The 16,202-nt window shown below is 47.9% G+C and carries 13 protein-coding genes, 1 pseudogene and 1 riboswitch; of the genes and pseudogenes, 2 read left to right on the top strand and 12 right to left on the bottom strand.

The window, feature by feature from the left end; translation table 11 throughout:
• Window positions 1-2: 2 nt before the first annotated feature.
• The 12 genes and pseudogenes from B5F78_RS06320 to uxuA form a co-directional block, all read right to left on the bottom strand.
• Window positions 3-1,490 (bottom strand): hypothetical protein, encoded by a 1,488-nt coding sequence (locus B5F78_RS06320; protein ID WP_087406317.1) that lies wholly within the window; start codon window positions 1,488-1,490, stop codon window positions 3-5.
• 33 nt (window positions 1,491-1,523) lie between these two features.
• A complete protein-coding gene (locus tag B5F78_RS06315; protein WP_013617834.1) occupies window positions 1,524-1,865 on the bottom strand; it encodes a cupin domain-containing protein in 342 nt (113 codons plus the stop codon).
• A gap of 34 nt (window positions 1,866-1,899) precedes the next feature.
• Window positions 1,900-3,195 carry a hypothetical protein gene (locus B5F78_RS06310; RefSeq protein ID WP_087406316.1) on the bottom strand — a complete coding sequence of 432 codons (1,296 nt, stop codon included), beginning with the start codon at window positions 3,193-3,195 and terminating at the stop codon, window positions 1,900-1,902.
• Window positions 3,196-3,979: 784 nt separating this feature from the next.
• Window positions 3,980-4,168: pseudogene (locus B5F78_RS06305) on the bottom strand (helix-turn-helix domain-containing protein); the annotation flags it as partial.
• A gap of 172 nt (window positions 4,169-4,340) precedes the next feature.
• Window positions 4,341-4,988 carry a dethiobiotin synthase gene (gene bioD / locus B5F78_RS06300; protein ID WP_087207867.1) on the bottom strand — a complete coding sequence of 216 codons (648 nt, stop codon included), beginning with the start codon at window positions 4,986-4,988 and terminating at the stop codon, window positions 4,341-4,343.
• An 11-nt stretch (window positions 4,989-4,999) separates the two neighbouring features.
• A complete protein-coding gene (gene bioC / locus B5F78_RS06295) occupies window positions 5,000-5,752 on the bottom strand; it encodes a malonyl-ACP O-methyltransferase BioC (protein WP_087406314.1) in 753 nt (250 codons plus the stop codon).
• Window positions 5,737-6,402, bottom strand: a complete 666-nt coding sequence (locus tag B5F78_RS06290; protein WP_087207863.1) for a DUF452 family protein — start codon at window positions 6,400-6,402, stop codon at window positions 5,737-5,739. Before B5F78_RS06290 ends, bioC begins: the two co-directional genes overlap by 16 nt.
• Window positions 6,403-6,628: 226 nt before the next feature.
• Window positions 6,629-7,801, bottom strand: coding sequence for an 8-amino-7-oxononanoate synthase (locus tag B5F78_RS06285; RefSeq protein ID WP_087406313.1), 1,173 nt, complete (start codon window positions 7,799-7,801; stop codon window positions 6,629-6,631).
• Window positions 7,802-7,880: 79 nt separating this feature from the next.
• Entirely contained in the window at window positions 7,881-9,164 is a 1,284-nt protein-coding gene (bioA, locus tag B5F78_RS06280) for an adenosylmethionine--8-amino-7-oxononanoate transaminase (protein WP_087406312.1), read from the bottom strand.
• Window positions 9,154-10,110, bottom strand: a complete 957-nt coding sequence (gene bioB / locus B5F78_RS06275) for a biotin synthase BioB (RefSeq protein ID WP_087406311.1) — start codon at window positions 10,108-10,110, stop codon at window positions 9,154-9,156. Before bioB ends, bioA begins: the two co-directional genes overlap by 11 nt.
• Complete coding sequence (locus B5F78_RS06270) at window positions 10,107-10,622, bottom strand: hypothetical protein (protein ID WP_087406310.1); 516 nt, start codon at window positions 10,620-10,622, stop codon at window positions 10,107-10,109. Before B5F78_RS06270 ends, bioB begins: the two co-directional genes overlap by 4 nt.
• 95 nt (window positions 10,623-10,717) lie before the next feature.
• Entirely contained in the window at window positions 10,718-11,911 is a 1,194-nt protein-coding gene (uxuA, locus tag B5F78_RS06265; protein WP_204246979.1) for a mannonate dehydratase, read from the bottom strand.
• A gap of 508 nt (window positions 11,912-12,419) precedes the next feature.
• Window positions 12,420-12,604, top strand: a riboswitch (cobalamin riboswitch).
• 26 nt (window positions 12,605-12,630) lie between these two features.
• Between uxuA and B5F78_RS06260 the strand changes: the two genes are divergently transcribed.
• The gene (locus B5F78_RS06260) at window positions 12,631-15,018 is read left to right on the top strand and encodes an anaerobic ribonucleoside triphosphate reductase (protein ID WP_087406309.1); all 2,388 of its coding nucleotides are present in this window, start codon (window positions 12,631-12,633) and stop codon (window positions 15,016-15,018) included.
• Window positions 15,019-15,022: 4 nt separating this feature from the next.
• On the top strand, window positions 15,023-15,505 hold the full coding sequence (gene nrdG, locus B5F78_RS06255; RefSeq protein WP_022039569.1) for an anaerobic ribonucleoside-triphosphate reductase activating protein: 483 nt from the start codon (window positions 15,023-15,025) through the stop codon (window positions 15,503-15,505).
• The last annotated feature ends 697 nt before the right edge of the window (window positions 15,506-16,202 follow it).

Genomic DNA, 16,202 nt, shown 5'->3' with positions numbered 1-16,202 from the left:
TTTTATTTGTCAGACAAAGACACTTGATTATTTTCTTTATCCCATGTCAGATTAACATTACTTTCATCAGCTGCTTTTATGTCAAAGTTTTCATATCCGGAATATTCATAACGGAACATCGTTTTTCCTCCATTATAAAGCAATGCTTCCGGAGCTACACTGTAAGAAGTTCCGTCCACATAATCTTCTCCTTTCTTCAGCAGCAATTCTCCTCCGCCAAAATCCATATTGACACCTTGACCGTAAAACAAATCCCGAGTTTGGGAAAAATCGCGTAACGTCGTATTCCAACGTCCCAGCTTAATGCAGCAAGCTGCTTCTCTTACCGCAGGACGAGTAATGAATCCAGCCTCTGCCATTCTGAAATCTACCGGACCGCTTTGCGACACTTCGATGCTTCCATCATTGATGACATTCACCTGCAAATCTTCCCCTCCGGCACCCATCAAGTCACAATACATGCCATAACCTTGACTTACCGAATTAGAGCGTTCACTTCCTTCAATGGCAATGCTGATACAGCCCCGGTTCACCAAAGAAGGCATCTGCGTACGTCCGCCCGACAAAGGGTCGTACATCGCACAAACGACAGGATTCTCTGCGTTGCCCACAGCGGTATATCCTTCAGGAAGGTCAACCATGGTCAAGTCAACCACACCATTGTTTATCAAATTAGAATCCTCGTAACGGGTCATGCAAAGTATATAACCAGGCAACCGCATCTGCATCGTACCATCGTTTATCACATTCGATTTAGTACCGCCCGTAGTAATCATACGCGCGTCTTCGCATATATCCAATTCTGCGGTCATGACACCGTTATTGAATGCGGAAATGCTATTGCCGAATGTTGCCATACCACGCAAACGGGTAGCTACAGAACCGTTTCCATAAAAATGAATTTCGCCGTTATTAATCATCGATGAGTTTCCGCCTCCGTTCATTCCCATGACATAAATCGTAGAAGTCACAGACGGATCATGGTCAAAATACACATTGATGACCCCTTCATTAATAATCGTACTATTCGTTCCGACAAACATGGCGATCAAACGAAGATAAGTATAAGGACGTTCCGGGTCATCCGGAGTCTGAATCTGGTCCTTATACCGTTCCACTAAGTCTTTGGTATGAATGGTAATGGTTCCCCGATTGATAAGCACTACATCCTCTACCGTATTCAACGTATCCATTGCAAGCATCCCGCCATTATCCGTAAAGTTAATGCCAGCCATAGCGCAACAATTAAGCGTTGTCTCCGTCACACGGCCACTTGTCGTCAGAATAGTGGAAGTCATTTCGAATACCACATCGTCCTCGCTCACCCCCAAGACAATATCTTTCGTATTGACCACCGTAGCACCCGACTCGCCCGTTATCAATATTTCTTCCTCTTCTTCCGGAACGAATGCAGGCTCTTCATCCTCCGAGCAAGACGATATGGCAAACAACAATATGCCCCAAAACCATAATCCAATAAATTTTTTCATCGAGAATCAACTGTTTTGGTCCGATACTCATGCTTATTTATCCCACGGAAAAACCGTCTTGACTGGAGCGAACACATCAATGGCTTCTGTCTCACCGATAGCTACAAAACCATGAGGCACATCTGCGGGAACCAAATAAGCATCACCTTCTTTCAGTTCGTATTCCTTATCGCCAATCGTAAGGCGGAAACCACCCTTGATGACATATCCGAATTGTTCCTGCGGATGCGTATGCATACCTACCACACTTTGGTCAGACATATTCCAGTGCAATACATTCAGATTCTTGCCCATGGCGAAATCTTGACGGATTACACCTTTACCCATATCTACTTTTTCTACTTCTTTGTGATTAATCACCATCTTGTTGTCCATAATTTTCTGCATTTTAATTGTATAACATAAATTCTTACTTACTGATTATACATGTGTCACCCCGATGCAAAGCAACAGGAAGCTGATAAACCAATTCAGATACATCAGGCAGTACACCTCCATCCTCCAATATTAAGTTTAGCTCCGATAAGTCAAAACACGCACTTTGGCACACGAACAAGTCGTGTGTCTGCGAGAAGTCACGGCTGTGCGTTTTCCACGTACCGATTTTCAACTTCACCGGATTGTCTTCTTTCAACTGCATGTTCACGCCCAATTCTCCCGTTACATAATTCACAGGCCCTTCTTGAGTTACTTCCACTATCCCTTCATTGGAAACGAAACGAACCGGAGTTTCCCCATTATCTTTATTTTCCATCTGATAATAAAATCCGAAAGCAATCGCATCAGGACCAGAAGCTTTGCTACCTATCAAATGCACCTTAATCACTCCCCTATTGACTATCGGACTCGGCAATAAAGCACCCGGACGGAAATGCTCATACATACCCGTGGCCATTGGCGGGAAATTAAATAAATAAGGAATCTTCCCTTCAATCAAAGTGGCCAATGAAGTAACATAAATTTCACCGTCATTAAGCATTTGTGTACCTGTCACGCTTCCCATCGTCATCACACGTCCGGCCACACGCACTTCAATACGCCCTTTATTCCAAAGCGAACCATACATACCGGCTGTATGTAACACACGGGTTTGGAAAGCACGTTCCACATCTACCGTAATCAGTCCTTCATTCACCACATGCAAATGGTCGGCTACACCTCCTACACCACGCACCAATGCTTGCCAGGAACCATTGCCATAGAAATGAATTTCGCCTTTATTAACCAACATCGAATCAGCTTCCGCCCACATGGCACAACAATACATCGTAGTCTCGGCATCGGCGTCATGATCCATATAGACATTAATGACACCTTCGTTTATCAATACCGAATTTGCACCTGCAGCCATTGCATACCCACGCAAGGCATCTACCTGATAAGCATCCCCACACCGCTGTGCATTCCGAATATGAGCAGCATACAATTCTTTGAAATGAATGTCAATGACACCTTTATTTATAAGAGTAGCATTCGGAGCCAACATCATATCTCCTGGCGAAGAAGGATCTTCCGTCAATGCCACCAATCCACAAATCACATTATTCTGCAGCTTCCGGCTGACATTGAATTGTGCTCCGGCGGCATAACGGTAAATAAACAGATTCTGTTCCGAGGCATCTTCTATGCTTAAATGAAGTTCATTGACAGCATAAGCTCCTTCTCCAACTATCATCGCCTGAGGTGATACGATATTTTGTTTCATATCCGATTCCTGTTTTATTCAATTCATAAAATTATTTTTAGCAATAAGCCCACATTACTCAAATGCATTTCAAAACTAGCACAAATCAAAAACTTAACCAATCTCCGACTTCTATATCTTATATCAAAAAGTCCGGAAAGATGTATCAAAAGCCTATTAGCACAGTATCAAAATATCCTAAATGAATATCAAAAAGTCTATTTACCACTACTTGCCAGTGATTTACAACAGCCGGCAACATGCAATATATAATGCATCACTTTTTCAGATTACATTTTAAACCTATTTTGTCTGAACACAAAATTCACCCATTAAATAAGAAATAAAATGTATCTTATGGGCGTAAATATACTTATTATTTTATCAAAATGCAATCTTTTTAATGTATATTCATCATATTAAGAACAAAGTTAGTCAGTACAAGTTAACATGCCCTACAAAGCAGGCTAGAAAAGTTTCATGAAAATCACCACTATGTCTCACGAAAATCACATCAGGCAAGCAATAAACTGATTATCAAAAGATCTCTCCTTTCAGAAACTGTTTTGAATTAATCAAAGAATCAAAACAGTTAAAGTTGCTGATTGGTCATATTATCAATCCAAACGGTATCTTTTTATAGTTTCCATCTCAAAACCGTACGTTCTCCAATTGAAAACCGTACGTTCTCGATATGAAAACCGTACGGTTTCCATATGGAGAACGTAAAAAGAAGACAGTTTGAAACAGATACTGAACCTTTCAATCATACATTGATTTGTATCTGCCAAACAAACATAGGAACTTATTTTTCCTCGTCCAACGAAAGTTCTCTGCTTCTAAATTCAGAAGGCTTCATGCCATACCGCTTATGGAACTGGATATTAAAAGCCCCTTTAGACATTTGAGCTTCTTTGGCGATTGCATCCAACGTCCACTGTGGTTGCTCACGCATTAAGCGGACAGCATAATCAAGGCGGCAATTTTGTATGTACTGGGAAAAGCTTCAACAGGCAAACACCTTAAACAAAACCGCAAACTTATTGGCTGGGACATGAATCTCTTTCAACAATTCCTTCTTGTTAAATCCCGGACACAGATACAGCCGACGGCTCATGATTTCATAACTCACACGATCGTATAATGCACGGTCTCTTTCCCTTTACTCACTCCGGAATATACGGCACCACTTCCAGACGCGCCTCCGGATATTTCTCCTTCAGCAAATGCCGGATATACTCCTCCGTGTCTTGGCGAATCAGTGCATCATCTTCTTCGGGGAAAAGGTTATAAACCAGCGTATGCAGACGGATACCCCGCCGGTCTGCCGCCTCCAGGCTCAGCAACAAATGGTTGATGCTCCCCAGCCTGCCCGAGGTAACAAACACCAACGGATAATGATGCCGGGCAATGTAATCAATGGTCAGCAAATCGCGGGTCAAGGGCACCATCAGCCCTCCCGCTCCTTCCAGCAACACGGCGTCATAGCGTCCGCTCAGCGTTTGCGTAGCCCGCTCTATCTTATCGAAATCAATCGGGCGGCGGTCTATCTCCGCCGCCAAGTGCGGCGAACAGGGATAACTGAATATCTCGGGCATCGTCAGCCGCTCGTCGTCTTCGCGGAGCCAGCCCGTGCCCATCAGCCGGCGGTGCAGCGCGATGTCTTCCGATACGTCTTCATTACCCGTCTGTACAAGCTTTTGCGTAATGGTGCGGATGCCTGCTTCGTTCCACTTCCGCGCCAGATAACCCGTGGCATAACTCTTGCCGATATTGGTGTCAATGCCACTTACAAAATACACATTGTCTTTCATCTTTCGTTCTTTTAGTTCATTTTACATACTATATAAATGGGATGATACGTCAGCGTAACACCTCCGTCGGGAGCGGCATAACGTCCGGCATAACGCATACTGAAGTCTGCCAGCTTCTTCCGTGTCCAATGGCAGGGACGGATGCCTGTCACACCCGTATCTTTCAGGTGCCTCAGCACGTCCAGCGGAGTCGGGAAAGAAAGCTGCACACATGCTTCTGAAGCATGGACGATGTGATATGCCTCGGATAGTGCCACCTTCAGTTCGTCCAACGGACGGTAAGGAAGCCCGGCATCCGTCAGCGCACGGATTTCTTCGGCATTGTGTGGACCGAAGGTGCTAAAGGCAAGATAACCACGGCCGGACAACAGCTTGCGGCATCCCAACAAGAAACGTTCGGGCGCATCGAACCACTGCAACGCCGAGCACGACACAATCAAATCCTGGCCGGAAGGGAAATCAAGCGCCTCGGCATCCTTTGCCACAAAACTTACCTGCCCGCCCAGCAAGTCGGCGAAATAAGGTTCCACTTCAGGACAAAGGTCGTTCAGCACCAGCCGCTCCGGACACCAACGGTGCAAATAGGCACGGGTGAACAATCCGGTTCCGCACCCGATTTCGAGTACCCGGCGATGCGAGTCCGGCGACACATACCGCCCTATCAGGTCTGCCATACGCAAAGCAATGTCGCGTTGCACAAATGCCTGACGCGGATAACTGCCCGAAGCCTTGGCAAAACGATGACGGATCAGTGCCTTGTCCATACAGCCTCCTCTCCCGAAAGCAGGCGGTCGAACAATGCGCCGCCGTAATGCGCCACGTCTTTTTCAATGACCGCAGTCCCCCTCCACGCCTCGCGCTGGTTGGCAGGAGGAAAGATTTTATCGCCCGTCCCGACGATTGCCTTGTCCCATACGAAAGGAGCGGACGGACGGCGCACGTACTGCTCTAACGCCTGCAGCTCTTCGTGCAGTTCCGGTACCGGACGGTAAGGCGCGTGCGACAGAAATTCTTTCACCTGCTCCGCCGTCCCGCAAATGCGCCGGCGGAAACGTACCAACGCCGCATCCGAAAAATTCTCCAGCGTAGCGCGGAAGATAGCTTCGGGGATTCCCTTCCGGTCATCTATCGGGAAGGGCGTACCGCCTATGGCAAGCCTCATCTGCCACGGATAATCCTTGCCTGTCAAGACTTGTCCGGCAACCCACACGCCCATCGACCAAGCCAGCAGGCGGATTTCGCGATAACCGTCCAGCAGCGAATAGTCGAAATCCAACGTGCGGTAATCGAAACACAACAGATAATCGTACCCGTCTTCCACCGGACGGCTGAACAGGTGTTCGTCACTTCCCCACCCTGCAAAGAAAAGCAGCAGCCGGGGATTGTTTTCTTTCTTTATAAATCGTTGTTCCATATTGTTTTTATAAATATCCGCATTTCACCCAATGAGCTGTAGGGGCGTATCGCATACGCCCTGAAAGCATACGTGTGGATAGGTTGACGCATTCGGGCGTATGCGATACGCCCCTACATGGGATGATTGCGGATATTCATTTTGTTTTTTCACAAACCATTTTGTTACATTCTAATGGGAATCCGTCCTGCATTGTGCAGCAAGCTTTCCGGCGTGACATATATATTTAAGTCCCCCCTTCGGAGGGAATTGAGGGGGCTTCAATGGCTTCTACCAACCGTTCCACCTCTGCTTCGGGCAATGCCGCCGTGAGCGACAGGCGCAGGCGTGAGGTGCCTTCGGGAACCGTGGGCGGACGGACGGGGAGGACATAAAACCCGTTCCGTTGCATCTCCGCCGCCTTGAGGACAGTCTTTTCGCTCTCACCCACCACCAACGGAACAATGTGGCTCTCCGAAAGACAAGGATAACCCGCCCGGCGGACTGCTCCGCGCACCTTCTCCGCCATCGAAGCCAGCCGGATGCGACGGTCTTCCCACCCGTCCAGCCGCGAAAAAACGAATTTGGTCCACGCCACGTTGAGCGGCGGAAGCGCCGTGGTAAAGATAAGCGTCCGCATCCGGTTGACCAAATAATCGTGCATCAAACGGCTGCACACTACGTATGCCCCAACCGAAGCCAGCGCCTTGCCGAACGTGCCGCACAAGAAATCAATGTCCGCCAGACAGCCCTGCTCTTCGGCTATGCCCAGCCCCCGTTTTCCCCGCACGCCGACGGCATGTGCCTCATCGACATAAAGCATCACATTCGGATAAGCCTTCTTCAGTTCCGCCAGTGCGGCAAGCGGAGCCACATCGCCATCCATGCTGAACACGCTTTCGGTCACGATGATAAGCCTATCGAAAGCGGCATGATGTTTCTCCACCAGGCTCTGCAACTGCCTGTAATCCTGATGGCGGTAGCGGATGCACCGCGCCGCCGACAAGCGGATGCCGTCTATCAGGCTGGCGTGCACCAGCTTGTCGGCAAGTATCAGCGTATGCCCATCCGCCACAGCGGGCAGGATGCCCATGTTCAGGTGATAACCGCTGCTGAACGTCAAGGCACTTTCACGCCCGAACCGTCCGGCAAGCAATGCTTCCAATTCGCGGTGCACCGCAAAATTGCCCGTCAGCAGACGGGAAGAGGAAGCCGAAAGCAGGCGGTCTCTCTCCGGCACACTGCGGAGAAACTCCTTCTGCAAGTCTCTGTCGGAAGCCAGCCCCAAATAATCGTTCGACGCAACGTTCAGCATCCGCCGTCCGTCTTGCCCAATCCATACCCCGTCGTGTTCCGCTTCGGGCAAGGTGCGCAGGTTGCCTTCCCGCGCCAATGCGTGTAAAGTCTGTTCTTCTTTCATATTGCTTTGTTTTTTCACCACAGATTACACAGATTAATTAAATAAAAAATTTTTATTAATCTGTGTAATCTGTGGTGAATTATATCTCGCCCACTATCTTCACCAGCCCCGAAGTGAGCTTCGTCAGTTCATCGGGACGGATGACAAACGGCGGCATTATATAAACCAATTTACCGAAAGGACGAACCCAGATGCCTTCCTCCACAAAGCGTCGTTGCATCCATGCCATGTCCACCTCCCGCTTCGTTTCAATCACTCCGATGGCTCCCAAGACCCGCACATCCGCCACTTGCGGAAGCATACGGGCAGGCTCCAGCTCCCTGCGCAGTTGCGCCTCGATGCGCTCCACTTTCTCCTGCCAGCCATACGACAACAACAGGTCAATCGAAGCGCACGCCACCGAGCAAGCCAACGGATTGCCCATAAACGTAGGACCGTGCATAAACACACGAGGCTCGCACGATGAAATGCCTTCCGCCACTTTTGCATTGGCAAGCACCGCCGAGAATGTCATATACCCTCCGGTCAGCGCCTTTCCGATGCACATAATGTCCGGCTCTACACCGGCATGTTCCCAGGCGAACAGCTTTCCGGTACGCCCGAAACCGGTGGCTATCTCGTCGAAAAGCAACAGGACACCGTATTCACGGCACAGCTTCGCCGCCTCGCGCAGGTATTGCGGATGATAGAAACGCATGCCGCCCGCACCCTGTACGATGGGTTCCAGTATCAGTCCTGCCAGTTCTTCGTGATGCTTTTCCATAATCTCCCGCAACGGAAGGATATCGCTTTCGTCCCACTCGCCTCCGAAACGGCTTTCGGGAGCCGGCGCGAACCAGCGTACCGGCAATGCCGGACCAAACAGGCTGTGCATCCCCGTCACCGGGTCGCACACCGACATGGCATTCCACGTATCTCCATGATATCCCGAACGGATGGTCACAAAATTACTCTTTCCGGGATGTCCCATCGCATATTGGTATTGCACCGCCATTTTCAGCGCAACCTCTACAGCCACCGAACCGCTGTCGGCATAAAAGATGTGCCGCATCGAGGGCGGGACTATCTGCAACAGCTTCTTGCCTAAGGCAATGGCTGGCTCATGAGTCAGTCCGCCGAACATTACGTGTGCCATATCTTTCAATTGCCTTTCGATAGCCTCGTTCAGTTCGGGACGGTTGTATCCGTGCACGGCGCACCACCACGAAGACATGCCGTCTATCAGCCGAGTACCGTCCGCCAATGTTATCACGCACCCTTCCGCCCGTTTTACCTTGTACGTAGGCAACGGGTCGACCGCCGATGTGTAAGGATGCCACAAATGGTCGCGGTCGAACTTATCAACAAGTTTATCAACATTCATAACCTGCATTTTTTATCCGTTCTACATCTTCTTGTACCTTCGAACCCAGCGTGGTAAGCAAATCGCCCACAATCGCCGAATTAATCCCGGCATACAACGCACGGCGCACGCATGCCTCACTTAACCTTGAACGCCCTCCGGCAAAGCGCAGATAAGCTTCGGGATTTACCAGCCGGAACATTGCCACCGTGCGCAATACCTCTTCCTTCGATAAAGGAGCGACTTTTTCCAACGGCGTCCCTTTTATCGGCTGCAACAGGTTAAGTGGAATAGACTGTATATCCAACCCGTGCAACGTAAAAGCCAATTCCACCCGATGACGCATCGTCTCGCCCATCCCGATGATGCCTCCGCTGCACACTTCCATCCCTATGCGGCGCGCCGCCCGGATGGTCTCTATTTTCTCTGCCTGCGTATGGGTGGTGCAGAGATTCCCGAAATAAGAAGGCGCCGTCTCCAGGTTGCAATGATAACGGGTAACGCCCGCCTCATGTAAGGCACGCAACTGAGCCTCATCGGCAAGCCCCAACGAAGCGCATAAATGTATCCCACTATGCATACGCAAATAAGCGAAACGCTCGCACAAAACCTTTATCTCCTTATCCGAAGGACGCTTGCCGCTGGTCACCAGCGAGAAACGGTTCACGCCTTGCGCTTCATTCAACCGGGCATGACGAAGGCATTCTTCTTCCGACACCAGACCATATACCTGCACGCCCGTATCATAATACGCAGACTGGGCACACCATTTGCAATTCTCCGGACACCGTCCCGATTTCGCATTGATAATGGAACACATATCAAACTTCTGCGAGGCACACCTCACCGTAATCCGATGTGCCGCCTCACACAACACGCCCAACGGGGTTTCTTCGGCAACCCTCAGCACCTCATCGGGCTGAAGCGGCTTCCCTTCGTAAACAGCTTTCTCAATTCTTTCTATCATTTGAGCTTATAAGTCTTTAGGTTGAAACGCAGATTAGCGCAGATTAGCGCAGATTTTCGCAAATAAAAAATAATTATATCTGCGCTAATCTGCGTTTCAAAAAACATTAAAAGCGGAATGAGAGAAACCCGCTTGCGAGCCTTTCCCATTCCGCTTCCTATATTATATAAAGGTATATAACGCTCCGGACAAACAACAGATTTACCCGAAACCGATACCACTCTCTGCATCAAGAACAGAAGCAATACGGCATTCACTACCTGAGATGCGGACACTAAGATTCCTCCGCCCCCGTCATCTACAGCATCTTCCGCCATTCTCTCGTCAACGGACGTTCTCTGTTCCCGGTTCTCAGAAAAAGATTTGTTCTTGCTCAATGCCGCATCGGCAATGCTCCGGCATACATGCCCGATTGTCACAACAATGCGCAGACTCACGAACACGGCATACCCTTTCCGGCTCCACCGACGGAACCGGATACTGCCTGCCTTATGTGAACAAACCTTCTTCATGTTTTTACGTTCACCACAGATTACACAGATTAATTAAATTATTATTCTTAAATTTCATCTAATTAATCTGTGTAATCTGTGGTGAAAAACAAATATCAATATTCCACTTTAATATTCCGTTTCATTTCGTCTTCCACTACAGCCATCATGCCTTCTACCTGTGCCAAAGCCAACATACGGCCGTGGAACGAATAACCGGCATTGTAGCCTTTGTCTTCATCGCCCAACATCGTGCGCCCATGATCTACACGCATCGGAAGCCCCGGCTTTATTTGTTCGAAAATACGAATCAAGTCGATTACATGACCACGACCTTCCAAGTGCGAACTTTCGATAAAATTGCCGCCCGGCATAGCCGCCGTACTGCGCAGATGTACAAAATGCGTACGCGAAGCAAACTTCTTCGCCAATTCACGCGTATCGTTATGCTCGCCTGCGCTGAGCGAACCGGCACAGAAAGTCAAGCCATTGTGCGGATTGTCTACAGCATTCAAGAACCAAGCAATATCCTCTTCATTGGTCACAATACGTGGCAAGCCCAGAATCTGGAAAGGAGGGTCATCGGGATGCACACACATATTCACTCCGTATTCTTCGCATACCGGCATAATGGCAGCCAGAAAATAACGCATGTTCTCACGCAACGCAGCACGGTCGATTCCGTCATACAAAGCCAACAGGTTGCGGAAAATAGCCACCGGATTCTTGTCGCCTTCCTTGATATTTCCGTTTACGAATCCCTGTGTCTTCACGATAATCGAATCAATCAGTTCGTCTTTCTCGGCTTCGGTAATCACTTTGTCCAGTTCAGCCACCTTGCGCAGTTCTTCTTCCGTATAGTCCGCCTCGGCACCTTTGCGTTTCAGAATCATCGTATCGAAATAAGCGAAACGTACGCGGTCGAAATACAACGAACTGGAACCGTCTGCCCACGGATGCTGCAAGTCGGTACGCACCCAGTCGATGACCGGCATAAAATTATAACATACCGTCTTTACACCGCATTTGCCCAGATTGGCAAGGCTCACCTTATAGTTTTCAATCAGTTGGTCGCGTTCCGGACCGGCATATTTGATAGCCTCGCACACCGGCAAGCTTTCCACTACCGACCATCTCAACCCGTACGATTCGATGTACGACTTCAAGTCATTAATAGCCTCCTCGGTCCATATATCACCGTTGGGCACTTCATGAAGTGCTGTCACAATACCTTCTACGCCGATTTGGCGCAACATGGGAAGCGTAATCTTATCTTTCTTCCCAAACCATCTCCAAGTTTTTTCCATCATATATACGAGTTCTTGAGTTTTTAAGTTCGTAAGTTTTATCAGTTCTTTGAAAAAAAACAGCGAAAGTTATCAAGAATATTCCAAATTGACAAATTTCTGAAGTAATATTTAAAAAGTATCAGCCTGTGCTTCTGTTTATGCATACAGGCATTGTCTGTTTCATACAGGATAAATGAGCTTTACCAATATAATTTGACCACCCTTGTGTTGTGCCGCGAGAATATATATACATTGGCAATTGCAGATACATGAACTGCTATTGAAACCTATCTTCGTTCTGCAATCATACTGGCTAAAAGAAAACCTTCACTGACGAGCCGGGCCAATACCGGGAATGTAGCTTAACAAAAAAAATCAGGATGTCAAACAAGAAACATTCATTATAAATTAAGTTTTCCAATAAATAGCGATACAAGCCACTAAATCGGCATTTTTATTTTCAGAAGTTATTCAATTTAGACAACCTCAGCAAAAGTACATTTTGAAAAATGTGCCAAATCACTACCTTTGCAAATGTTTTTCTTATGGTAACAAAAAAGTTTCAATAGGGAATGCCGCGCACATCGGCAACAGTACCCGCTGCTGTGATTTCCAAAACTCGGGACATGCAAATGCAGCCACTGCCTCGAACAGGTGGGAAGGCGTCTGCAGAGAGGAATCAGTCAGAAGACCTGCCATGGAAAAACAGAATTTATGTTTCACTTAAAAACACAAGACGTATGAATACTGCAGACATTTGCATTATCAAACGGGACGGAAAGCGGGAAGACTTTTCGGCATCCAAAATCTCGAATGCCATCGGGAAAGCATTCCAAGCTACAGGCTTGGAACGCCAAGAAGCATTGATTGATGAAATCACCCAGCGGGTCATTTCCCATTTCGAACATCTAACATTAAATGTAGAGGAAATCCAAGACCTCGTAGAAAACGAACTGATGAAAGTGCAGCCCGAAGTAGCGAAGAAATACATCATCTACCGCCAGTGGCGCAATACCGAACGCGAGCGCAAGACACAGATGAAACACATCATGGACGGCATCGTGGCAATAGACAAGAACGACGTGAACCTGAGCAACGCCAACATGTCGAGCCATACACCTGCCGGACAGATGATGACCTTCGCCTCGGAAGTCACCAAAGACTACACGTATAAATACCTGCTGCCCAAACCATATGCCGAAGCGCACCGCATGGGGGATATCCATATTCATGACCTGGATTATTATCCCACCAAAACCACCACGTGTATCCAATATGACTTGGATGACCTGTTCGAACGGGGATTCCATACCAAGAACGGAAGCATCCGCACGCCCCAGTCTATCCAAAGCTATGCCACACTGGCTACCATTATCTTCCAGACCAACCAGAACGAGCAGCACGGAGGGCAAGCGATTCCGGCATTCGACTTCTTCATGGCAAAAGGCGTATTGAAAAGCTATCAGAAAGCGATTGTAACGGACATTGCTTTCTATGTGGAAATGAAAGGTACGCCGATAGACGAAAAAGCCCTGACGGAACACGTACGCAAACACCTGACTTCGATAGAACCGGACACAAAAGCCCAAAAGGCTTTCCTTACAGCACTGGCAAACGAAGGCTGCTTCCTCACCGAAGAAGAATCGGCGCACATCCTGCACTCCGCCCACAAGCAAGTGCGGAAAGACACGCATCAGGCTATGGAAGGATTTATCCACAACCTGAACACCATGCACTCGCGAGGCGGGAACCAAGTGGTATTCAGTTCCATCAATTACGGGACGGACACTTCTCCCGAAGGACGGATGGTCATCGAAGAACTGCTCCAAGCCACCGTTGAAGGACTGGGCACGCAAGGCGAAGTGCCGGTATTCCCCATCCAGATATTCAAGATAAAAGACGGGGTATCCTACTCGGATGCCGATTATCAGAAAGCAATGACCGACTTTGAAGCAGCACTGAACGGCGGAATGACTTTCGAGGCACCCAACTTTGACTTGTTCCTGAAAGCATGCCGCACTACGGCGAAAGCCCTTTTCCCGAACTTCATGTTCTTAGACACCCCGTTCAACCAAAACGAGAAATGGAATCCGAACGACCCGAAGCGGTACCGCTACGAGCTTGCCACCATGGGATGCCGCACCCGTGTATTCGAAAACCTGAACGGCGAAAAGACCAGTCTGGGACGGGGAAACCTTTCGTTTACCACAATGAACCTGCCCCGCCTTGCCATCGAAGCACGCCGGGAAGCAGAGCGCACATCGGGAAGCCAAAGCCAGGAGGCCATCGAACAACACGCCAAAGAGCTGTTCCTGCAATCGGTGCACCGCATGTCGGAATTTATCGGAGAACAACTGTATGTCCGCTACCAATACCAGCGGACCGCCCTTGCCCGCCAGTTCCCGTTCATGATGAGCAACGATGTATGGAAAGGAGGAGGCAAACTGAATCCGAACGATGAAGTGGGCGACGTATTGAAACAAGGCACGTTGGGCATCGGCTTTATCGGCGGACACAATGCCATGACCGCACTTTACGGCACAGGGCACGGGCATAACCGCAAAGCATGGAACACCTTATACGAGGCAATAGAGGAAATGAACCGGGTAGCAGACGAATTCAAACAGAAATATGGACTGAACTACTCGATACTCGCCACGCCTGCCGAAGGGCTTTCCGGACGTTTCACCCGTATCGACCGCAAGAAATACGGCATTATTCCCGGTGTGACAGACCGTGATTATTACGTCAACTCGTTCCACGTAGACGTGAAAGAACCCATCAGCATCGTTGAGAAAATCAAATGCGAGTCACCGTTTCACGCCTTGACACGGGGTGGACACATCACGTATGTGGAACTGGACGGCGAAGCGCAAAAGAATGTGCGCGCCATTGCCAAGATTGTCAAAGTGATGCACGATGAAGGCATCGGCTACGGTTCTATCAACCATCCGGTAGACACATGCCATAACTGCGGATACCGAGGTGTAATCTACGACAAATGCCCCATCTGCAACAGCGAGAACATCCTCCGCATGCGCCGCATCACAGGTTATCTGACCGGGGACTTAAACAGTTGGAATTCTGCCAAACGTGCCGAAGAACGCGACCGTGTAAAACATCATTAAAAAAGTGCTCCATTACCTCTACACATATCCCGAAACCATTGTCGACGGTGAAGGCATCCGCTTTTCCATCTACCTTGCCGGATGCAGCCACCGTTGCAAAGGATGCCACAATCCTGAATCGTGGAATCCGTCAGCTGGGTTTCCTTTGACAGAAACGGCAATCAAAACAATGATTGACCAGATTAACGCCAATCCGCTGCTGGACGGCATCACATTCTCTGGAGGAGACCCTTTCTACAATCCCAAAGAATTTCTGCCGGTTATCCGGAAATTCCATGAATATACCAAACTAAATATCTGGTGTTACACCGGATACACCTACGAAACATTACTTGCCGACCCTCTCCGCCGACCAATCCTCGACTATATCGACGTATTGGTAGACGGGAAATTCGAACAGGCATTATATTCTCCCTATCTGGAATTCCGCGGCAGCAGTAACCAACGTATCTTAAAACTGAAAGATAAATTTAACATTTCACCCTAAAAAGCAACATTGAAGTTACGTTTTCATCAGGTTCATTCATCAAGGATAAATCTATCATTTCAGCTATAAAAAACAATCGTTATCGCGCACACTATTGCCGTTTCCGTACACGAATATGCTATTTACGGCATATCAGAATAAATACGAGATGATTTACATCAAGAAATATTGCATTTTTTATAATAAATCCTTTCTGTCTATTGCAGAAACACAAAAAAGCTATACCTTTGCATCGTGGTTGTGAAACCAATAAGCATTAACTAATAGGTATTAGATGACATATACAAAAACTAAAGGTATTAGATTAAGGTAAACAATTCAAAGCAAAAAGGTATTAGATTTAAGGTATTAGATGTTTTTGTTTTTTAGGTATTAGTAATAAGGTAAGTTTTCAGGAATTAGATTCAATAGGAATTAGATGAATTGCTTTGAGGTAAAAAGAGAAAGAAAGGATAACAGAAACACAAACAACTGAATGATGATGAAACAAGAACCCTATTATGGGGGTTCTTTCGGAAGTCGGCGGTATTCATAAAAAGATGAATATCGTTTTTTTTGTGTCTATTTCCGCCATACACCTGCCAGACAAATCGAGTAGGAGGTAAACACTAATCATAGGTGTTTATCTCCTATTTTCATGTTTACCGACCTCTCACACCACCGTACGTGCCGTTCGGCATACGGCGGTTCCTATTTT

The organism is Bacteroides sp. An279 (genome assembly GCF_002159615.1).
Classification (GTDB): Bacteria; Bacteroidota; Bacteroidia; order Bacteroidales; family Bacteroidaceae; genus Phocaeicola; species Phocaeicola intestinalis.
This window is presented reverse-complemented; position numbering and strand designations above follow the sequence as displayed.